This window comes from Aeromonas sp., assembly GCF_051657805.1.
In the GTDB taxonomy this organism is placed as follows: domain Bacteria; phylum Pseudomonadota; class Gammaproteobacteria; order Enterobacterales; family Aeromonadaceae; genus Aeromonas.
On sequence record NZ_JBOFLJ010000024.1, the window covers coordinates 834,919 to 853,507 of the forward strand.

At 61.9% G+C, this 18,589-nt stretch carries 18 protein-coding genes and 1 riboswitch; of the genes, 8 read left to right on the forward strand and 10 right to left on the reverse strand.

Features of this window, described 5'->3' with window-relative positions; translation table 11 throughout:
* Positions 1-12 precede the first annotated feature (12 nt).
* The 4 genes from ACRCYW_RS12845 to ACRCYW_RS12860 all read right to left on the reverse strand — a co-directional run bounded on the left by ACRCYW_RS12845 (position 13) and on the right by ACRCYW_RS12860 (position 2,579).
* Positions 13-165, reverse strand: coding sequence for a hypothetical protein (locus ACRCYW_RS12845; protein WP_100858117.1), 153 nt, complete (start codon positions 163-165; stop codon positions 13-15).
* A gap of 35 nt (positions 166-200) precedes the next feature.
* Positions 201-1,310 (reverse strand): MJ1255/VC2487 family glycosyltransferase, encoded by a 1,110-nt coding sequence (locus tag ACRCYW_RS12850; protein ID WP_438550466.1) that lies wholly within the window; start codon positions 1,308-1,310, stop codon positions 201-203.
* Positions 1,307-1,810 (reverse strand): phosphatase PAP2 family protein, encoded by a 504-nt coding sequence (locus ACRCYW_RS12855; protein ID WP_438550500.1) that lies wholly within the window; start codon positions 1,808-1,810, stop codon positions 1,307-1,309. The genes ACRCYW_RS12850 and ACRCYW_RS12855 overlap by 4 nt, the downstream gene beginning before the upstream one ends.
* Before the next feature lie 145 nt (positions 1,811-1,955).
* Complete coding sequence (locus ACRCYW_RS12860; RefSeq protein WP_434665844.1) at positions 1,956-2,579, reverse strand: TetR/AcrR family transcriptional regulator; 624 nt, start codon at positions 2,577-2,579, stop codon at positions 1,956-1,958.
* 406 nt (positions 2,580-2,985) lie between these two features.
* On the opposite strand from ACRCYW_RS12860, the gene leuA reads away from it, so the two are divergent.
* The 5 genes from leuA to ACRCYW_RS12885 all read left to right on the forward strand — a co-directional run bounded on the left by leuA (position 2,986) and on the right by ACRCYW_RS12885 (position 8,786).
* A complete protein-coding gene (gene leuA, locus ACRCYW_RS12865; RefSeq protein ID WP_438550467.1) occupies positions 2,986-4,548 on the forward strand; it encodes a 2-isopropylmalate synthase in 1,563 nt (520 codons plus the stop codon).
* A gap of 93 nt (positions 4,549-4,641) precedes the next feature.
* Positions 4,642-5,727, forward strand: coding sequence for a 3-isopropylmalate dehydrogenase (gene leuB / locus ACRCYW_RS12870; RefSeq protein ID WP_438550468.1), 1,086 nt, complete (start codon positions 4,642-4,644; stop codon positions 5,725-5,727).
* A gap of 28 nt (positions 5,728-5,755) precedes the next feature.
* Complete coding sequence (gene leuC / locus ACRCYW_RS12875; protein WP_438550469.1) at positions 5,756-7,153, forward strand: 3-isopropylmalate dehydratase large subunit; 1,398 nt, start codon at positions 5,756-5,758, stop codon at positions 7,151-7,153.
* A 16-nt stretch (positions 7,154-7,169) separates the two neighbouring features.
* Positions 7,170-7,769: a 3-isopropylmalate dehydratase small subunit gene (gene leuD, locus ACRCYW_RS12880; protein ID WP_438550470.1), complete on the forward strand. Its 600-nt coding sequence runs from the start codon at positions 7,170-7,172 to the stop codon at positions 7,767-7,769.
* 87 nt (positions 7,770-7,856) lie between these two features.
* Positions 7,857-8,786, forward strand: coding sequence for a transglutaminase domain-containing protein (locus ACRCYW_RS12885; protein WP_438550471.1), 930 nt, complete (start codon positions 7,857-7,859; stop codon positions 8,784-8,786).
* Between the two features lie 177 nt (positions 8,787-8,963).
* Here the strand turns inward: ACRCYW_RS12885 and ACRCYW_RS12890 are convergent, their stop codons facing one another.
* Positions 8,964-9,254: a PilZ domain-containing protein gene (locus tag ACRCYW_RS12890; RefSeq protein ID WP_438550472.1), complete on the reverse strand. Its 291-nt coding sequence runs from the start codon at positions 9,252-9,254 to the stop codon at positions 8,964-8,966.
* A 91-nt stretch (positions 9,255-9,345) separates the two neighbouring features.
* Positions 9,346-9,436, forward strand: a riboswitch (TPP riboswitch).
* A gap of 53 nt (positions 9,437-9,489) precedes the next feature.
* Between ACRCYW_RS12890 and thiB the strand changes: the two genes are divergently transcribed.
* The 3 genes from thiB (at position 9,490) to thiQ (ending at position 12,865) form a co-directional block, all read left to right on the forward strand.
* Positions 9,490-10,470: a thiamine ABC transporter substrate binding subunit gene (thiB, locus tag ACRCYW_RS12895; protein ID WP_438550473.1), complete on the forward strand. Its 981-nt coding sequence runs from the start codon at positions 9,490-9,492 to the stop codon at positions 10,468-10,470.
* Complete coding sequence (thiP, locus tag ACRCYW_RS12900) at positions 10,467-12,089, forward strand: thiamine/thiamine pyrophosphate ABC transporter permease (protein WP_438550501.1); 1,623 nt, start codon at positions 10,467-10,469, stop codon at positions 12,087-12,089. Before thiB ends, thiP begins: the two co-directional genes overlap by 4 nt.
* Positions 12,090-12,157: 68 nt before the next feature.
* Complete coding sequence (thiQ, locus tag ACRCYW_RS12905; protein WP_438550474.1) at positions 12,158-12,865, forward strand: thiamine ABC transporter ATP-binding protein; 708 nt, start codon at positions 12,158-12,160, stop codon at positions 12,863-12,865.
* 68 nt (positions 12,866-12,933) lie between these two features.
* On the opposite strand, the gene ACRCYW_RS12910 is transcribed toward thiQ, so the two are convergent.
* From ACRCYW_RS12910 to ACRCYW_RS12930, 5 genes are all read right to left on the reverse strand, one after another.
* The gene (locus ACRCYW_RS12910; RefSeq protein WP_438550475.1) at positions 12,934-14,304 is read right to left on the reverse strand and encodes a PhoH family protein; all 1,371 of its coding nucleotides are present in this window, start codon (positions 14,302-14,304) and stop codon (positions 12,934-12,936) included.
* A gap of 222 nt (positions 14,305-14,526) precedes the next feature.
* Entirely contained in the window at positions 14,527-15,210 is a 684-nt protein-coding gene (locus tag ACRCYW_RS12915) for a TSCPD domain-containing protein (RefSeq protein WP_438550476.1), read from the reverse strand.
* A gap of 9 nt (positions 15,211-15,219) precedes the next feature.
* On the reverse strand, positions 15,220-17,367 hold the full coding sequence (locus tag ACRCYW_RS12920; RefSeq protein ID WP_438550477.1) for an adenosylcobalamin-dependent ribonucleoside-diphosphate reductase: 2,148 nt from the start codon (positions 17,365-17,367) through the stop codon (positions 15,220-15,222).
* A 210-nt stretch (positions 17,368-17,577) separates the two neighbouring features.
* Positions 17,578-18,027, reverse strand: a complete 450-nt coding sequence (locus tag ACRCYW_RS12925; RefSeq protein ID WP_438550478.1) for a pullulanase — start codon at positions 18,025-18,027, stop codon at positions 17,578-17,580.
* 239 nt (positions 18,028-18,266) lie between these two features.
* The coding region (locus tag ACRCYW_RS12930) for a hypothetical protein (protein WP_438550479.1) at positions 18,267-18,589 on the reverse strand (323 nt) is incomplete at its 5' end.

An 18,589-nucleotide genomic window follows, 5' to 3' on the forward strand; every position in this document is an offset into this window, starting at 1 on the left:
CTTGGCGCAGATTCACTGGTCTTGCTCGGGCTCCACCAGCCAGATCTGCTGATCCGGATCCGTCTCCTCGCACACCGAGATACTGACCCCCATGTCGAGCAGTTCGTGCAGTGTGAGATTGTCCGCCAGATTCATGGTATCGCCGTTCTCATTGGTAAAGCGCATGTTGTCCGTCCTCTCCGTGATGGGATCATCTCAGTCTAGTCAAAGGCACTGAGTTGCGATAACCAGGGGCGTGGCAGCGCCGGGCCGACGGTCAGCTCGCTCAGCCGATCGCACACCTCCTCCGGAAAGAGGGTCCTGGCCCAGAGCCTGCGGGAGAGAGAGTCGATCCCCTCCCCGGCCCCCGCCGCCAGCCAGTCTGCCAGCTCCCCCGCCACATCCGGATAGCGGATGGCCCCGGGGGACGGCGCCTCCAGCCAGCTGCGCACCCCGTTGGCATCGAGCGTCTCCATCAACTGGGCCAGCCCCATCAGCTCCAGGGTCTTGCCGTTGGTGAGCTGTTCGAACTGGCCCACCAGGGGTTTGACCAGCAACTTCTTGCCAAGGGAGAGCGCCTCGGACGCCAGCTCGAAACCGGCGTTGGTGATGACGCCGCGACAGCCGGCCAGCGCCTGCTTGAAACCCTCCCGCGCCTGGGGTTCGAACTGGATGTTGCGCCACTGGCTGGGAGTATGGATAGCCGGGTGGAAGCAGACGAACCGCTGCTGGTTGAAGCGCGACAGCAAGGCGGCTATCTGCTCGGTCAGCTCGAAGGGGAGATACACCAGTATCTGCTGATTGTCTTGAGCCAGCGGGATGGGATCTATGATGGGGGGCAGCAAAGGCTGACCGAAGTGAAACCAGTGGAGCCCCAGAGACTGGCCGACCGGTGCGAAATGGTTCATCAGTTGGCGGTTGAAGCCGCTCTCCCCCCAGCGCGGGATGGCCCAGTCGAAGCTGGCCTGATGGCTGATGGTGAGGCTGGGTTTGCCCCAGCGGCGGGCGGCATGGGCGCTGAGGGGCTCGAAGTCGCTGATCACCAGATCGTAATCCCGGCAGTCCAGGGCCCGCATGTCCCGCCAAAAGCGCAGTGGCGAGAGTCCCTTGAGCGTCCGCCAGCCCGAGATGCACCCCCCGTGACTGACGAAGGTGATACCGGGGAAGGTGCGATAGTCTCCGAATTCGGCCATCTCGAAGTAACCGTCGGCAGGGCGGCCGCTGAACAGGTAATCGACCTCGATGCCGCGGGCGGCCAAGGCGCGGGCCAGGGTGCGGCTGCGACTGATGTGACCGTTGCCGGTCCCCTGTACCCCGAACAGTATCTTCATGCCTGACTCCAGTTAAGGGCCCAGAGGGCACAGCCACTGCCAAGCAGGGCGCCGGCCACCAGATCGCTGAGATAATGCACCCCGAGCAGCAGGCGAGAGGCCCCCACCAAGATGGCCCAGGTGAACAGCAAGGGGGCCCAGAGCGGGAAGCTCGCGGCCAGCACAGTCGCCATCAGGAAGGCAGCGGCGGTATGGCCGGAGGGCAGGCTGTAGCGATCGGACGGGGTGATGAAGACCGGCAGCCCCACCGGGCGCTGGCGCCTCAGGGCATTCTTGAGCAGCAGATAGAGCGGCAGTTCGAGGGCAAACGCCAGCAGTGCCATGAGCACCGCCTCGCGTTCGACCTCTCCCTGCCACCAGAGCAGGGCCGCCAGCACGGCGTAAAGCGGACCGTCACCGGTACGGGAGATAAGCCGGCTGATCCTGGCTTGCGAACGGTTGTAGGGATGGAGCAGACAGACACGGCACACCTGCAGGTCCCATTGCTGGATCTTGTTCATCACGCCCCCTTTCCCTTGTGTCTTCAAGAGAGGCTAGGGCGGCGCAATGACAGTTCGTTGAAGGGCAGATAACAGATTTGTGAAAAACGCGATGAAAAAAGGGCCGAGCGGCCCTTTCTTGTGATTCATGTGCAACCGACGGCGATCAGTTCAGGGCACCGCGCAGCCCGTTTTCCATCAGCTGGCAGTTGTGGGCGGCCAGTCGGCTCATGAAACGCTCGTCCACGGTCAGGCCGAACACCTGCTCGTAGAGATCCTTCATCACGAAGGGCTGCCACATCATGCTGAGGAAGGAGATCTTCAGCATCTCGGGATCCAGGTTGTCACCGAGCTGACCATTGGACTTCATGGATTCCAGCAGGGCGTCGAACTGGGGCAGCTGGCGTTCCAGCAGACGGCTCAGCACAAAATCCCGTCCAGGACTCTTTTCGGTGGACAAGGCGCTGGAGATGGCGGAAGTCAGCTCGCTGTTTGGCGCCATCACCTGATAGTAGGTGTTGAGCAGATCGTTGAGACTGCGGCTGCTGGTCTCGTCGTGCCAGGCCTGATCCAGCGGCTCCGCCACATCTCCCAGCACGGCCTTGTAGAGGCCCTCTTTGCTGCCGAAGTAGTAGTGGATCATCGCCAGATTGGAACCGGCCAGCTCGGCGATCTCGCGGGTCGTCACCTTGCTGTAGGGAGTGTTGAGAAAACGCTCACGGGCGGCGGCAAGCAGCTTGTCACGAATGTCGGAGCGTCCAACCGGACGGCCAGGTCTGCGTTTTTCCATGGGATACCTCAGATAATTCAGCGAAGGCTGATAAGTCGATCTGAATCGTGTGGATGATCGAGTACAGCAGGAATGACCAGATAATCAGGCATGGACCGAATATGGGACAAGGAAATTTGCACTCCTTTACAATCCGATTAAATAACCCAGTGAATTGAACCTGTGAGTTCGAGTTGACACAGCATAAAAATCTCGTTATTGGTAGAAGCGTTATCGACTGGAAGGATTGAGTCATCATGCATTTTGCCGCTCAGCTACTACTGCTTTCCCTAATCGCGACTCGTCGCGCGGGATCCTTGTAGCCGGGCTAAGGCATAGCCGGAATTTACAAAAACCCGTGCACCCCGCACGGGTTTTTTTATGCCACGCGGGATGCACGCACCGAACTTAGGAAGAGGGAAGTCACATGTCAGATCGCGTCATCATATTCGATACCACCTTGCGTGATGGTGAGCAGGCCCTGTCGGCCAGTTTGACGGTCAAGGAGAAGCTGCAGGTTGCCCAGGCGCTGGAGCGCCTCGGCGTCGACGTCATGGAAGTGGGCTTCCCCGTCTCCTCCCCCGGTGATTTCCTCTCGGTGCAGACCATAGCCCGCCACATCAAGAACAGCCGGGTCTGCGCCCTGGCCCGCGCCCTGCCCAAAGACATAGACGCAGCCGGCGAGGCGCTGAAAGTCGCCGAAGCCTTCCGTATTCACACCTTTATCTCCACCTCCTCCATCCACGTCGAGAGCAAGCTGAAGAAGAGCTTCGAAGACGTGCTGGAGATGGGCATAAGCGCGGTCAAGCATGCCCGCCGCTACACGGACGACGTGGAGTTCTCCTGCGAGGACGCGGGCCGCACCCCCATCGATAACCTGTGCCGGATGGTGGAGGCCGCCATCAGGGCCGGCGCCCGCACCATCAACATCCCTGACACCGTCGGCTACACGGTACCGACCGAGTTCTCCGGCATCATCCAGACCCTGTTCAACCGGGTGCCGAACATCGATCAGGCCATCATATCCGTGCACTGCCACGACGATCTCGGCCTGTCGGTGGCGAACTCCATCGGCGCCGTGCAGATGGGGGCCCGCCAGATCGAGTGCACCATCAACGGCATCGGCGAGCGGGCGGGCAACTGCTCCCTGGAAGAGGTGGCGATGATACTGAAGACCCGCGCCGACCTGCTGGGGGTGCACACCAACATCCGTCACAACGAGATCCACCGCACCAGCACCTTGGTGAGCCAGATCTGCAACATGCCGGTGCAGCCGAACAAGGCTATCGTCGGCGCCAACGCCTTCTCCCACAGCTCCGGCATCCACCAGGACGGCGTGCTCAAGGCCAAGAACACCTACGAGATCATCACCCCGGAGAGCATAGGCCTCACCCAGAACAGCCTGAACATGACCTCTCGCTCCGGCCGCCACGTCATCAAGCACCGCATGGAGTCCATGGGCTACGCCGAGAGCAGCTACAACCTCGACGATCTCTACGGCAAGTTCCTCACCCTGGCGGACAAGAAGGGCCAGGTGTTCGATTACGATCTCGAGGCGCTGGCCTTCTTCAGCCAGATCCACGAAGAGCCCGAGCACTTCAAGCTGGAATACCTCGGGGTGCAGAGCGGCAGCTCGGTGCTGGCCACCGCCTCGGTGAAGCTGAAGGTGGGGCAGGAGATCATCAGCGAGGCAGCCACCGGCAATGGCCCCGTAGATGCGGTCTACCAATGCATCAACCGCATCACAGGCTATGAGATCCGCATCGACAAGTACGAACTCAAGGGCAAGGGGGAAGGCAAGAACGCCCTCGGCCAGGTGGACATAGTCGCCGAGTACAAGGGCCGCAAGTTCCACGGCATGGGGCTCGCCACCGACATCATCGAATCCTCGGCCCAGGCCCTGGTCCACGTGATCAACAGCATCTGGCGCGCCGACATGGTGGCCGAGCAGATGGGGCAGAAAAACAGCATCAAAACGGAAACCGTCTGAGCAGACTGCTGAGCGGATGGACCCCAAAACGATATCGACACGGAAAAAGACTGAGCCGCTGGAGCTCACACACAACATCAGGACGGAGACAGTATGAGCAGTTATCGGATCGCAGTATTGCCGGGTGACGGCATTGGCCCGGAAGTGATGGCCGAGGCCGTCAAGGTGCTGGAAAAGGTGCAGGCCAGGTTTGGTTTCTCCCTCGACTACGACCGCCATGACGTGGGCGGCATCGCCATCGACAACCACGGCACCCCCCTGCCCCAGAGCACCATAGCGGGCTGCGAAGCGGCCGATGCGGTGCTGTTCGGCTCGGTGGGCGGCCCCAAGTGGGAGCATCTGCCGCCGAACGATCAGCCTGAACGTGGAGCCCTGCTGCCCCTGCGCGCCCACTTCAAGCTGTTCTGCAACCTGCGTCCGGCCCGCATCTACACCGGCCTCGAGCAGTTCTCCCCCCTGCGTGCCGACATCTCGGATCGGGGTTTCGACATCGCCTGCGTGCGGGAGCTGACCGGCGGCATCTACTTCGGCCAGCCCAAGGGACGCGAGGGAGAAGGCCCGACCGAGAAGGCGTTCGACACCGAGGTCTATCACCGCTATGAGATCGAGCGTATCGCCAAGATAGCGTTCGAATCGGCCCGGGTGCGCAAGGCCAAGGTCACCTCCATCGACAAGGCCAACGTGCTCGCCTCCTCCATCCTGTGGCGCGAGGTGGTGACCCATGTTGCCAAGTCCTACCCGGACGTTGCCCTGAACCACATGTATATCGACAACGCCACCATGCAGCTCATCAAGGACCCGTCCCAGTTCGACGTGCTGCTCTGCTCCAACCTGTTCGGCGACATCCTCTCCGACGAGTGCGCCATGATCACCGGCTCCATGGGGCTGCTCCCCTCCGCCAGTCTGAACGAATCCGGCTTCGGCCTGTTCGAACCAGCCGGTGGTTCGGCGCCGGACATCGCCGGCAAGGGCATTGCAAACCCCATCGCCCAGATCCTCTCCGCCGCCCTGATGCTGCGCTACAGCTTAGGTCAAGAAGACGCCGCCAAGGCCATCGAGCAGGCCGTGGCCCAGACCCTGGCCGAGGGTTACTTCACCGCCGATCTGCATCAGGCGAGTGCCCAGTATCCGGTGCAGAGCACCGCCGCCATGGGCGATCAGATAGCCGCGCGCATCTGAAGACATCCAAGAATTAAGGAAGAGAGCAATGTCAAAGACCCTCTATCAGAAAGTGTTCGACGCCCACGTGGTCCGTGAAGTGGAGGGGGAGACCCCCCTCATCTACATCGATCGCCACCTGGTGCACGAAGTGACCAGCCCGCAGGCGTTCGACGGCCTGCGCGCTATGAACCGCCAGCTGCGCCGCCCTGATCTCACCTGGGCCACCATGGATCACAACGTCTCCACCACCACCAAGGACATCGCCGCCTCCGGCGAGATGGCCCGCATCCAGATGGAGACTCTGGCCGCCAACTGCAAGGAGTTCGGGGTTCGCCTCTATGACCTGAACCACCAGTATCAGGGCATAGTCCACGTGATGGGCCCCGAACTCGGCATCACCTTGCCCGGCACCACCATAGTCTGCGGCGACTCCCACACCGCCACCCACGGCGCCTTCGGATCGCTGGCGTTCGGCATCGGCACCTCGGAGGTGGAGCACGTGATGGCGACCCAGACCCTGAAACAGGGCCGGGCCAAGACCATGCGCATCAGCGTCAACGGCAAGCTGGCCGACGGCATCAGCGCGAAAGACGTGGTGCTCGCCATCATAGGCAAGGTCGGTCACGCCGGCGGCACCGGCTACGTGGTGGAGTTCGCGGGGGACGCCATCGCGAGCCTCTCCATGGAAGGGCGCATGACGGTGTGCAACATGGCCATCGAGCTCGGCGCCAAGGCGGGCATGATAGCCCCGGACCAGACCACAATCGACTACATCCAGGGCAAGGTATTCGCCCCCAAGGGCGAAGCGCTGGAGCAGGCCATCGCCTACTGGCAGAGCCTCAAGAGCGATGCCGATGCCAGGTTCGATGCCGAAGTGGTGCTGGACGCCGCCGACATCGCCCCTCAGGTCACCTGGGGCACCAACCCGGGCCAGGTGATCGCCGTGAACGAACCCATCCCGGCGCCTGAATCCTTCGCCGATCTGATGGAGCAGCAGTCTGCCCGCAAGGCCCTGTCCTACATGGATCTGCAACCGGGCCAGAAACTCAGCGACGTCGCCATCGACAAGGTGTTCATCGGCTCCTGCACCAACAGCCGCATCGAGGACCTGCGCGCCGCCGCCGCCATCGCCCGTGGCCGCAAGGTCGCCGCCGGGGTACAGGCCCTGGTGGTACCGGGTTCCGAGCAGGTGAAGGCCCAGGCCGAGGCCGAGGGGCTGGACAAGATCTTCATCGAGGCGGGCTTCGAGTGGCGTCTGCCCGGCTGCTCCATGTGCCTGGCCATGAACAACGACCGGCTGCAACCGGGAGAGCGCTGCGCCTCCACCAGCAACCGCAACTTCGAGGGTCGCCAGGGCCGTGCCGGTCGCACCCATCTGGTGAGCCCGGCCATGGCCGCCGCCGCCGCCGTCACCGGTCACTTTGCCGATATTCGTGCGCTGTAATTACGAGGAGAACGAGATGACAGGCTTCAAGCAACATAAAGGGATCGCCGTCCCCCTCGACAGCGTCAACGTCGACACCGACGCCATCATTCCCAAGCAGTTCCTGCAGAAGGTGAACCGCATCGGCTTTGGCAAGCACCTGTTCCACGACTGGCGCTTCCTGGACGATGCGGGCCAGCAGCCGAACCCGGAGTTCGTGCTGAACCAGCCGCGTTACGCAGGGGCCAGCATCTTACTGGCGCGGGAGAACTTCGGCTGCGGCTCGAGCCGCGAGCACGCCCCCTGGGCACTGGCGGATTACGGCTTCAAGACCATAATCGCCCCGAGCTTCGCCGACATCTTCTACGGCAACGCCATCAACAACGGCCTGGTGCCGGTGCGTTTGAAGGACGAAGAGGTGGAGGCCCTGTTCCAACTGGTCGCCGCCAACCCGGGCCAGCAGATCGAGGTGGATCTGGAGGCGAACCAGGTGCGTGCAGGCACGCTCAGCTTCGGTTTCGAGATCGACGAGTTCCGCCGCTACTGCCTGCTCAACGGGCTGGATGCCATCGGCCTGACCCTGCAACACGAGGCGGCCATAGGCGCCTTCGAGGCGAAGCAGCCCAACTGGATCTAAACGACCCGACGGCAATAAAACGAGTAGAATCCACAGGGAGCCCAGGCTCCCTGTTTTATTTCCCGGTCGACAAACTTGGAGAGGATGATGACCAAGGCAAGCTCCCTGCCCCTGCTCTGCGCCCTGCTGTTCGCCCTGCCGGCCTCTGCCGGGCAGAGCTATTTTCACAGCAACGGTGGTCAGCTCAACGTCGGCTGGCAGGACAAGGACGGCAAGGCCCAGCAGCTCAGCTACCGGCTGGAGGCGGGCCAGTTGCCGCCCCTCATCGCCTATCGCCCGGAGAGGATGCAGGAGGACATGCTGCAGCAGCTGTTGCAACAGGCCGTCATCGACTTCCCCGAGGTGCAGTTCTCCCTCTCCCGCCCCGAGCTAGCTCTCAATATCAAGAGCCGCAACGCCGACAAGGCGAGGGAGGCCCAGGCCTGGGTCAAACCCGAGCAGGCGAAACTGGAACAGGAGTGGCTCAAGCAACACTACTTCCAGCGCTTCACCCCATACGACGGGGTGCCCGCCATCAAGCAGGATCACGTGCGTATCGCACTGGAGAGCCGGGCCGAGCTGGCACCGCTCGCGGATCAGCTCAAGCGGCAGGGCACCACAGAGGTGGAGGCACGCCAGCAGACGGTGGCCTTCATGCTCGACTTCGTGCAGGCCATCCCCTACCGCCTGCTGGACAGCCAGTCCGGCCGGGCCGGCAAGGGGTTCCTGACCCCGCGCCAGGTGCTGGAGCAGAATGCCGGGGACTGCGACAGCAAGGTGACCCTGATGGCGGCCATGCTGGCCCAGCTCTTTCCGGAACTCCCCCAGGCCATGGTGTTCGTGCCGGGGCACGCCCTGCTGGGAGTGGCCCTGCCCGCCAGATCGGGGGATGCCGTGCTGACCTGGGAAGGGCAGACCTATCTGCTGATGGAGCCGACCGGCCCGGCCCAGCTCCCCATGGGCCAGCTGGCCCCCACCAGCAGGACGCTGGTCGACAGCAGGCAGCTCAGCGTGCAACCCGTGCTGGCCAGCCAATAAGTTGTGGCAAAGCTGCATAGATGAGGCGTAGATCAGCCCATCCATCACCATCAGATGGACCGGACATGGAAAATGGAAAGATGAGGACACTACAGCCGCAAGCTATGCTGCCTGCCATCAAAAAACATCGGCCAGCAAATGCCGGCCGATTAAGAATCAGTGGAATATGTCGCCGGATCAGGCTTGGGGCAGGAACTCCAGCGCCAGCAGCAGGCCCTTATCCTCCTCCAGCACCCGCACGATGCGGGCCTGGGCCTCGAAGGGGGGCAACAGGTTGCTGCTGGTGGCCAGGCTCACCCTGAGGGGTTGAGCGACATCGAAGTCATGCTGGTTTATCTCGACCCCCATGCCGTTGGCGCTGAGATCCCGGCAGACCCCTTCCAGCACCCTATGCTGCTGATACAGGGTAACGGGGGCATTGATGACCATGCGTTGAAAGGCGCGTCTTTCCTTGGTGCTGGTGATCACTCGGGGCTTCCTCCATGGGTTGGGCGCGCAGGATGCGGCCCGCTGAACATAGTGCTGGCCTCCCCCGGAGAAGGTCAATACAATGCGAATCGTTTCTCAAACGGGGTGCGGTTTACCGCTGAGATTATACCCGTGAACCTGATCCAGATAATGCTGGCGGAGGAATTTGAGGCATGGCGCTCGTTTTTTGCGCCCTCATCCGCTGGCAGCTCGCAACCCACAGGGAGTGCCATCGATGAAAACCCTACTGCTGGTCGCCACCAGCCTGCTCAGTGCCCAGGCCTTCGCCGCCGATACCCTCACCGTCTACACCTACGGCTCCTTCGCCAGCGAATGGGGTCCGGGCCCCAAGATCAAGCAGGCCTTCGAGAAAGAGTGCGGCTGCACCCTCAAGCTGGTGGCGCTGGAAGACGGGGTCGCCATCCTCAACCGGCTGCGACTGGAAGGCAAACACAGCAAGGCCGACATGGTGCTGGGACTGGACGACGCCCTGGTGAGCGAGGCCAAACAGAGCGGTCTGTTCGCCCCCCATCATGTGGATCTGGCCGCCCTCAAGGTGCCGGGTGGCTGGCAGGACGATACCTTCGTTCCCTATGACTACGGCTACTTCGCCTTCGTCTACAACAAGGACAAACTCAAGACTCCCCCCAAGAGTCTGAAGGAGCTGGTGGAGCGCCCGGATCTCAAGGTGATCTATCAGGATCCCCGTACCTCCACCCCGGGCCAGGGGCTGATGCTGTGGATGAAGTCCGTCTATGGCGACCAGGCCCCCGCCGCCTGGGCTCAGCTCGCCAAGAAAACGGTCACCGTCACCAAGGGCTGGTCCGAGGCCTATGGCATGTTCCTCGATGGGGAGGCGGACATGGTGCTCTCCTACACCACCTCCCCGGCCTATCACCTGATCGCCGAGAACAAGGCCCAGTACCAGGCCGCCGCCTTCGAGGAGGGTCATTATCGTCAGGTGGAGGTGGCCGCCAAGCTGGCGAGCGCGACGCAAGACAAGCTCGCCGACCGCTTCCTGCAGTTCATGGTCAGCCCCGCCTTCCAGCAGGCGATCCCGGGCGGCAACTGGATGTATCCGGTGATCGACACCCCGTTGCCCAAGGGCTTCGAGCAGATGATCACCGTCGCCAAGCCGCTCAGCTTCACCTCTGACGAAGTGGCTGCCAATCGCAAGGGCTGGATCCGGGAGTGGCTGCAAGCCGTCACCCAGTGAGTCATCACTTCGTGAAACCCCAGTCTCGTCCTCTCTGGTGGCTGCCGGGTAGCGCAGCCACCGCCGTTATCCTGCTGCTCTCCCTGGGGCCACTCGCCGCCCTCTTGTGGCAGGCAGGGGGGCTCCCGAGCACCCTGCTGGCAGACCCCTACCTGCGCCACGTGCTGGGCTTCAGCCTGGGGCAGGCCCTGCTCTCCACCCTGCTGAGCCTGGGGCTGGCTATCCCGGTGGCGCGGGCCCTGGCGCGGCGCCGCTTTCGCGGTCGAAGGCTGCTGCTCAAGTTGTTCGGTCTCTCCCTAGTGCTGCCGGTCATCATCGCCATCTTCGGCATCGTCGCGGTGCACGGCTCCCAAGGCTGGCTGCCCCAGGCCCTGCGCAGCCTGGGGCTGGATCCCGGCAACTACCTGTATGGCCTGTTCGGCATCCTGTTGGCCCACGTCTTCTTCAACATGCCCCTGGCGGCGCGCCTCATACTGCAAGGCATAGAGAGCATCCCCGAGTCCTCCTGGCGCCTCGCCAGCCAGCTCGGCATGCGTTCCACCCACATCTTCCGGCTGCTGGAGTGGCCCATCATACGTAGCCTGCTGCCGGGATTGGCGAGCCTCATCTTCATGCTCTGCTTCACCAGCTTCACCACTGTGCTGGCGCTCGGCGGTGGTCCCAAGTCCACCACCTTGGAAGTGGCGGTCTATCAGGCCCTGCGCTTTGACTTCGATCTCGCCACCGCCGGCGGCCTGGCGCTGGTGCAACTGCTGCTGACCGCAGGCCTGTTGCTGCTGCAGCACAAGTTGCAGACCAGCCCGTCCAGCCGCCTCACCAGCCGCCGCCCCTGTCTGCGCCCGGACAGGCAGCAGCCGGGCACCCGGCTGATGGACATGACAGCCCTCACCCTCGGCCTAGCCATCTTCCTGCCGCCCCTGCTGGCCATAGTCGTCGCGGGCTTCAATCCCGGCCTGCTGACTGCATTGGGATCATCCCTGCTGTGGCAGGCGGGGGCGCAGTCCCTCGGCATCGCGCTGGCGGCGGGGAGCCTCGCCACCCTGCTCGGCGCCGGCCTGCTGCTCACCAGCCGCCACTTGCGGGTACGGGATCGCAAGCGGCGAGCGGCGGCCCTGTGGGAAGCCAGCGGCTCCATGATCCTGATGATCCCGGCCGTGGTGCTGAGCACGGGCCTCTTCATCCTGTTTATGCCCTTCACCGACGTGTTTGCCCTCGGCCCCTGGCTGGTGGTGCTGGTCAACGCCCTGATGGCGCTGCCCTATGTGATGCGCACCCTGAGTGCCCCCATGCAGTTGGTGGTACGCCAGTACGACAGGCTGGCGGACAGCCTGGGGGTACACGGCCTGCAACGCCTGCGGCTGGTGGAGTGGCCCCTGCTGCGCCGGCCCCTGGCGCTGGCCATGGCGCTCTCCATGATCTTGTCTTTAGGGGATCTCGGCGCCATCGCCATGTTCGGCAGTCAGGCCCTCACCACCCTGCCCTGGCTGCTCTATCAGCAGCTCGGCAGCTATCGGCTGACCGAGGCGGCGGCCACCGCCCTGCTGCTGCTCACCCTCTGCTTCTCCCTGTTCTGGTTGGTGGAGCGGGGTCTGGGGGGAAAAAATCTGGATGCCGGATAGTCGAGTTTGCTGCCATGGCTCAGTTTCACATGCGGTCTGCGTACCCAGCCATATCACAGGAGTCAAAGATGCTGTTAATTGATGACCTGACAACCAGTTATCCTGATTGGAGCGTCAGCTTCAACGCCTCCCTGCCCAAGGGGGAGATCACGGCGCTGATAGGTCCGAGCGGCGCCGGTAAATCGACCCTGCTCGGCATGATAGCGGGCTTCGTGCCGGTGGAATCCGGCCGTCTCAGCTTCGATGGCATAGATCTATTACCGCTCGGCCCCGCCGAGCGCCCCGTCACCACCCTGTTCCAGGATCACAACCTCTTCCTGCACCTGTCGGTGTTCGACAACATCGCCATCGGCCTGCATCCGGGCCTGCGCCTGAACCCGGCCCAGCGCGCCCAGGTGAAGGAGGCGGCGACCCGGGTCGGCTTGGGCGACATGCAGGATCGGCTGCCGGAGCAGCTCTCCGGTGGTCAGCAGCAGCGGGTCGGCCTGGCCCGTGCCCTGGTACGCGGCAAGCCGCTGCTGCTGCTGGACGAGCCCTTCTCGGCGCTCGATCCCGCCCTGCGCCGGGAGATGCTGGCGGAGGTCGCGCGGCTCGCCTGCGAGCAGGGCATCACGGTGCTGATGGTGTCTCATAACCCGGAAGACGCCCAGCTCATCGCCGATCGGGTGCTGTACGTGGATGAGGGGCGCATCGCCCTGCAGGGCACGCCGGACATCCTGCAAAACAGCGATCACCCGGGCCTGCAGCGCTACCTGGGTCACTCCCACACTTCCTGAAGCAGGATATCGGGATCAAAAAAGGGAGGCCAATGGCCTCCCTTTTTATATGAAGATATTGCGTTGAATCAGAGGTTTTCCTCGGCGAAGGAGGCGAGCTTGCTGCGCACCACCCCGTTCAGGAAGATGTTGGCACTGCCGTCGAAGTCCTTGAAGCGCTCGACGATATAGGTCAGGCCCGAGGTGACCGGACTCAGGTAGTTGGAGTCGATCTGCGCCAGGTTGCCGGAGCAGACGATCTTGGTGCCCTCGCCGCAGCGGGTGATGATGGTCTTGATCTGGGACGCGGTCAGGTTCTGGCACTCGTCCAGCAACACGAAGGTGTTCTGGATGCTGCGCCCGCGCATGAAGTTGACGGATTTGAACTGGATGTTGGCCTTCTCCATGATGTAGCTCAGGGACCCGCTCATGTTCTCGTCCTGCTTGTGCAGCACCTCCAGGGTGTCGGTCACCGCCGCCAGCCAGGGCATCATCTTCTCTTCTTCGGTGCCGGGCAGGAAGCCGATACTCTCGGCGATCTCCGGGGTGTTGCGGGTGACGATCACCTTCTCGTAGATCCCCTTCTCGATCACCAGCTCCAGCGCCGCCGCCATGGCCAGCAGGGTCTTGCCGCAACCCGCCGGGCCGGTCAGGATCACCAGATCGATGTGCGGATCCAGCAGGGCATCCAGGGCCATGCCCTGATAGATGTTCTTGGGATGCACACCCCAGGCCTTACGGGACATCAGTCGCTCCCGGCCCAGATCTTTCAGGCGGATCTTGTTGCCATCGTGGCTCAGTACCCTCGCTGCAAAGAAGTTCTCCTCGTCCAGCAGGTACTGGTTGACGTGGACCCCTTCCAGCAGGCTCGAGTCGATCACATGGACGGTATCCCGGCCGTGGGTCTCGCTGTCGCACTCGCCGACCCGCTCCCAGAAGCTGCCGGGCACCACCTGGAAGCCCTTGGCCAAGAGGCGAATATCGTCGATCAGCTGGTCACTGCGATAATCCTCGACGTGAGCGAGACCGGCGCCCTTGGCCTTGAGGCGCATGTTGATGTCTTTGGTCACCAGCACCACCTGGCGCTTCATCTCATGCTTTTGCAGGTAGAGGGCGGCGTTGATGATGCGGTTGTCCGCCTCCTTGTCGGTGAATACCTCGGCATCCTGGGGCAGGTGGTGGTCGCTGAAGATGGAGATATGACCGCTCGCCTCACCGGCCAGGGGCACCCCCTGCACTATCTGCTCCGGGGTAGACTCACGAAACACGTCTTCCAGCGCACGGATGGCGACCCGCGCATCCCGGCTCACGTCTTTCTGGCGATCCTTGATGTTGTCGAGCTCTTCCAGCACCGTCATGGGGATGAGCACGTCGTGCTCTTTGAAGGAGTAGATGGCGAGGGGTTCGTGAAGCAGAACGTTGGTATCCAGGATAAACAGCTTTCGGTCAGCATTGTCCATAAGCATCCTCCTTGGCACTGAAGGTGCCACGTGTGTGAATCTCAGATGTCATTGAAACCACACGGCCGTGACAGTTTTATTACCTCCCAACGCTACGCCCGATTTAACCAGTGCGCAACACATCCCTTTGACTCCCCCATTCGAGCGAACAAAAAATAGCCGATAAAAAGACCGGCACGCTGGCCGGTCTTTTTCACTGCCTTACCCCCTCAACCACACCCGTTAGCCACACTTGGAATCACCGCAGTTGAGGCAGGTCATGCAACCATCCTTCATCACCAACGCCTTGGTGTGGCACTTGTAGCAGAGCGCCGCATTGGCGGGGAAGCCGTTATCCGCGGCAGGTGCTACCGCCTCCTGCTCGCTCTGCAACTGGGCCTTCTTCTCCGCCAGGAAGGCCTGCTGATGCTCATCCAGCCCGGGGGCCTTGAGCATGCCGATCTCGGTGAGATGGGTCTCGATCACGTTGCCAATCTCGGCGATAAGCGACGGTACGTACTTGCCCTTGTTCCAGTAACCCCCCTTGGGATCAAACACCGACCTCAGCTCCTCCACTAGGAAGGTGACATCTCCGCCTTTGCGAAATACCGCCGAGATGATGCGGGTCAGCGCCACTATCCACTGGTAGTGCTCCAGGCTCTTGGAGTTGATGAAGATCTCGAACGGGCGGCGACTCTCGTGCACCGTGCCCTCGTTGAGAATGATGTCGTTGATGGTGATGAACAGCGAGTGCTCGGAGACGTGCTCCGGCGTCTTCAACTTGTAGGTGGTGCCCATCAGCCTCTCCGGGCGCAGCACCGTCTCGTGCATCTGCACCACGTCATCCTGCGGCGCCGGCGCTTCTTGTGGCTCGTCCCGGGTTTGCACCTTGTAAGCGACGATTTTCCTGTCGATCTTCTTGACCATGTGTCGTCCTCAGAATTTACCGTAATAGCCTTCTTTCAAGGCGTCGTATAGGTTGGCGGCGGTGTGCAGCTCCCCATCGTATTCGATCTCTTCGTTGCCCCTGGCCGTGATGACGGAGCCATCCTCCAGGGTGAACTCGTAGCTGGTGTTCTCCAGATCCTTCTCCTTCACCAGCACCCCCTGGAAGGCCTCGGGGTTGAAGCGGAAGGTGGTGCAACCCTTGAGCCCGGAATCCGAGGCATAGAGGTAGATGTCCTTGAAGCGATCGAACGGGAAGTCGGTGGGGATGTTCGCCGTCTTGGAGATGGACGAATCTATCCAGCGCTGGGCGGCGGCCTGGATGTCCACGTGCTCGGTCGGGCTGATGTCGTCGGCTGTGATGAAGTAGTCAGGCAGCCGGGTCTCGTCTTCCTCCCCATAGGGCATGGCGAGCGGGTTGACCAGCGCGCGGTAGGCCAGCAGCTCGAAGGAGTAGACGTCCACGCTCTCCTTGCTCTTCTTGCCGGGCTTGATGACGTTGCGGCAGTAGTGATGGGCAAAGCTCGGCTCTATACCGTTGCTGGCGTTGTTGGCGAGCGACAGAGAGATAGTACCGGTCGGTGCTATGCTGCTGTGGTGGGTGAAACGGCCCCCCACTTCGGCCAGCTCGGCCACGAGAGCGGGATCCACCTCGGCCACCTGCTGCATGTAGCGGCTGTAACGGGCGTGCAGCACCCGGCCCTTCACCTTGTCGCCGAGCTTGATGCCATCGGCCGCCATCTCCGGGCGCAGACGCAACATCTTGCCGGTCACCTCGAACTCCTGCTCCATGATGGGAGCCGGGCCCTTCTCCTTCGCCAGGGCCAGAGACTCGCGCCAACCGGTCATGGCCAGCTCCTGGGAGACCTCCTCGGTGAAGGCAACCGAGGTGGCGGAGCCATATTTGATCCGCAGCATGGTGAGGGTCGAGCCGAGGCCGAGGAAGCCCATGCCGTGGCGACGCTTGCTGATGATCTCTTCGCGCTGCCTGGGCAAAGGCAGCTGGTTGATCTCCACCACGTTGTCCAGCATGCGGGTGAAGATAGCCACCACCTTGCGAAACGTGGGCCAGTCGAAGCTCGCCTGCTCGGTGAAGGGGTTGCGCACAAACTTGGTCAGGTTGACCGAGCCCAGCAGGCAGGCGCCATAGGGGGGCAACGGCTGCTCGCCGCAGGGGTTGGTGGCGCGGATCTCCTCGCAGAACCAGTTGTTGTTCATCTGATTGACCTTGTCGATCAGGATGAAACCGGGCTCAGCGTAGTCGTAGGTGGAACTCATGATGACGTTCCAGAGCTTCTGGGCAGGGAGCGTCTTGTAGCGCTTGCAGGCCACCTGGCCCAGAGCATTGATGACCACCCCCTCCTTGTTCGGCCAGTCGGCCCAGATCACCTGCTCGGGGTCGTCCAGCGCGATCCCGTCCTGCTCCACCTCTTTCGCCGTGTAGGGGAAGATGAGCGTCCAGGGGACATCCTCCTTCACCGCGTTGACGAACTCCTCGGTGATGAGCAGGGAGAGGTTGAACTGGCGCAGGCGACCATCTTCACGCTTGGCCTGGATGAACTCGACCACGTCCGGGTGGCGGATATCCATGGTCCCCATCTGGGCGCCGCGGCGACCGCCGGCGGACGAGACGGTGAAACACATCTTGTCGTAGATATCCATGAAGGAGAGAGGCCCAGAGGTGTAGGCACCAGCGCCGGAGACGAAGGCGCCACGGGGGCGCAGGGTAGAGAAGTCATAGCCGATGCCGCAACCCGCCTTCAGGGTCAGCCCCGCCTCGTGCACCTTGCCGAGGATGTCGTCCATGGAATCTTCGATGGTGCCGGAGACGGTGCAGTTGATGGTGGAGGTGGCGGGCTTGTGCTCGAAGGCCCCCGCATTGGAGGTGATGCGCCCCGCCGGGATGGCCCCGTTTCGCAGCGCCCACAGGAAGGGCTCATACCAGGCATCAGGCTCGCGCTCCTGTGCGGCCAGGGCACGGGCCACCCGTTGATAGGTCTCGTCAACCGAGCCGTCGATGGGGGCGCCGTCCTTGCGCTTGAGCCGATACTTGCTGTCCCAGATCTCGAGAGAGGTTTCCTGCAGGGGAATGAGATCGGTGTCGAGATCTGTCTCCAGCACCGGATTGGATTTAGCCATTTTCAAGCCACCTTATGTGAATGCATCAGCGTCATGGCAGGGATCAAAACACAACCAATAGGTGAATGTGAAATACAAAAACACTATATATAGTACCCGCCCTATGATGAAGCATAGTGCCTGCCCAAAAAAATGCCCCGGCCAGAAGGTCTCTGGGCCAGGGCATGTCACCGTTTCATCTCCCGGGGATGGGCTCCCAAGGGAGCAGGATCAGGGCTTCTTGACGTAGACGGTCGGGGTCTCACCGGCCAGGTTCAGATAGAACTCATACACCCCATCCGTCTCCGGCGAGAACTTCATGTCCTCGTATTTGGAGCAGGGGTTGACCGGCACCGGCTCACCGCCCAGCACGGCCACGCCATCGCTCGGGCTCTTGTAGCCGAAGTTGGTACCGCAGCTCCAGCCGGAGTCACCGAACTTGAACTTGTAGGGTGCCCACTCCTTTTTGAGTGTGCCCTTGGCCATGTAGAGCTTGTCGGCCACCTTGACCACCTTGGTCTCATCGTTGGCCATCCAGTCGTTCATCTCCCCACGCAGGTAGATGGACTTGCCGCCAAAATCGCTGTTGTCCGCCCCTTGTTCAGCGCCACCACTAGATGCGCAACCGCCTAATACCAGGGTTCCCGCCGCCAGCATCATCGTTACTATTCTCTTGAACATGTGTCCATTCCTCAGATTATTGTGATTCCTTGGCCCAATCGAATGTGGGCAGAGGCATTAAAGCAGAGCGGGCCAGGCAAGAAAGGTAGGGGTATCACATTCTGTACTTTTTATATTCAAAACAAGGGTGAACGGAGAAATGACCAGCGGTGGAATACAGTGGTCAAGAGAAGGACTCCGAGTCAGAGGGATTTGGTAGCATCTACCTGTGCGCGCCTACTTCGAGCAAGAGTGATTACCTACCTGACCACGCCGGTTTTAGATAACGCTGATAACCTGATTGGCCACACCCATTTTGAGCAATCATGATGATCATGCAGGGCATAGCCGCCCTCTATGCAGACAGTAGAAGTGGGTCGATGTGGTAATGCGATAGCCCAGTGATCCGGTAGTTTGGAGCGGAGAAGAGCAAGGAGATAGGTAATCGGAGGCGCAGAAGGCGGTTTATTTGACTGAGTGAAAGTGGTTTTACGATGCAGTTGTCTGATAAACAGTCTATAGATGGACAAAATATCTGCCAAATGCCGAATCCCAACCAATAAAGAAGCCCGCTCAGATGAGC

Excerpts from the sequence above, each read along its gene's own strand:
- ACRCYW_RS12845 (WP_100858117.1), bottom strand. The coding sequence starts at position 165 with ATGCGCTTTACCAATGAGAACGGCGATACCATGAATCTGGCGGACAAT.
- ACRCYW_RS12850 (WP_438550466.1), bottom strand. The coding sequence starts at position 1,310 with ATGAAGATACTGTTCGGGGTACAGGGGACCGGCAACGGTCACATCAGT.
- ACRCYW_RS12855 (WP_438550500.1), bottom strand. The coding sequence starts at position 1,810 with ATGAACAAGATCCAGCAATGGGACCTGCAGGTGTGCCGTGTCTGTCTG.
- ACRCYW_RS12860 (WP_434665844.1), bottom strand. The coding sequence starts at position 2,579 with ATGGAAAAACGCAGACCTGGCCGTCCGGTTGGACGCTCCGACATTCGT.
- leuA (WP_438550467.1), top strand. The coding sequence starts at position 2,986 with ATGTCAGATCGCGTCATCATATTCGATACCACCTTGCGTGATGGTGAG.
- leuB (WP_438550468.1), top strand. The coding sequence starts at position 4,642 with ATGAGCAGTTATCGGATCGCAGTATTGCCGGGTGACGGCATTGGCCCG.
- leuC (WP_438550469.1), top strand. The coding sequence starts at position 5,756 with ATGTCAAAGACCCTCTATCAGAAAGTGTTCGACGCCCACGTGGTCCGT.
- leuD (WP_438550470.1), top strand. The coding sequence starts at position 7,170 with ATGACAGGCTTCAAGCAACATAAAGGGATCGCCGTCCCCCTCGACAGC.
- ACRCYW_RS12885 (WP_438550471.1), top strand. The coding sequence starts at position 7,857 with ATGACCAAGGCAAGCTCCCTGCCCCTGCTCTGCGCCCTGCTGTTCGCC.
- thiB (WP_438550473.1), top strand. The coding sequence starts at position 9,490 with ATGAAAACCCTACTGCTGGTCGCCACCAGCCTGCTCAGTGCCCAGGCC.
- thiQ (WP_438550474.1), top strand. The coding sequence starts at position 12,158 with ATGCTGTTAATTGATGACCTGACAACCAGTTATCCTGATTGGAGCGTC.
- ACRCYW_RS12910 (WP_438550475.1), bottom strand. The coding sequence starts at position 14,304 with ATGGACAATGCTGACCGAAAGCTGTTTATCCTGGATACCAACGTTCTG.
- ACRCYW_RS12915 (WP_438550476.1), bottom strand. The coding sequence starts at position 15,210 with ATGGTCAAGAAGATCGACAGGAAAATCGTCGCTTACAAGGTGCAAACC.
- ACRCYW_RS12920 (WP_438550477.1), bottom strand. The coding sequence starts at position 17,367 with ATGGCTAAATCCAATCCGGTGCTGGAGACAGATCTCGACACCGATCTC.
- ACRCYW_RS12925 (WP_438550478.1), bottom strand. The coding sequence starts at position 18,027 with ATGTTCAAGAGAATAGTAACGATGATGCTGGCGGCGGGAACCCTGGTA.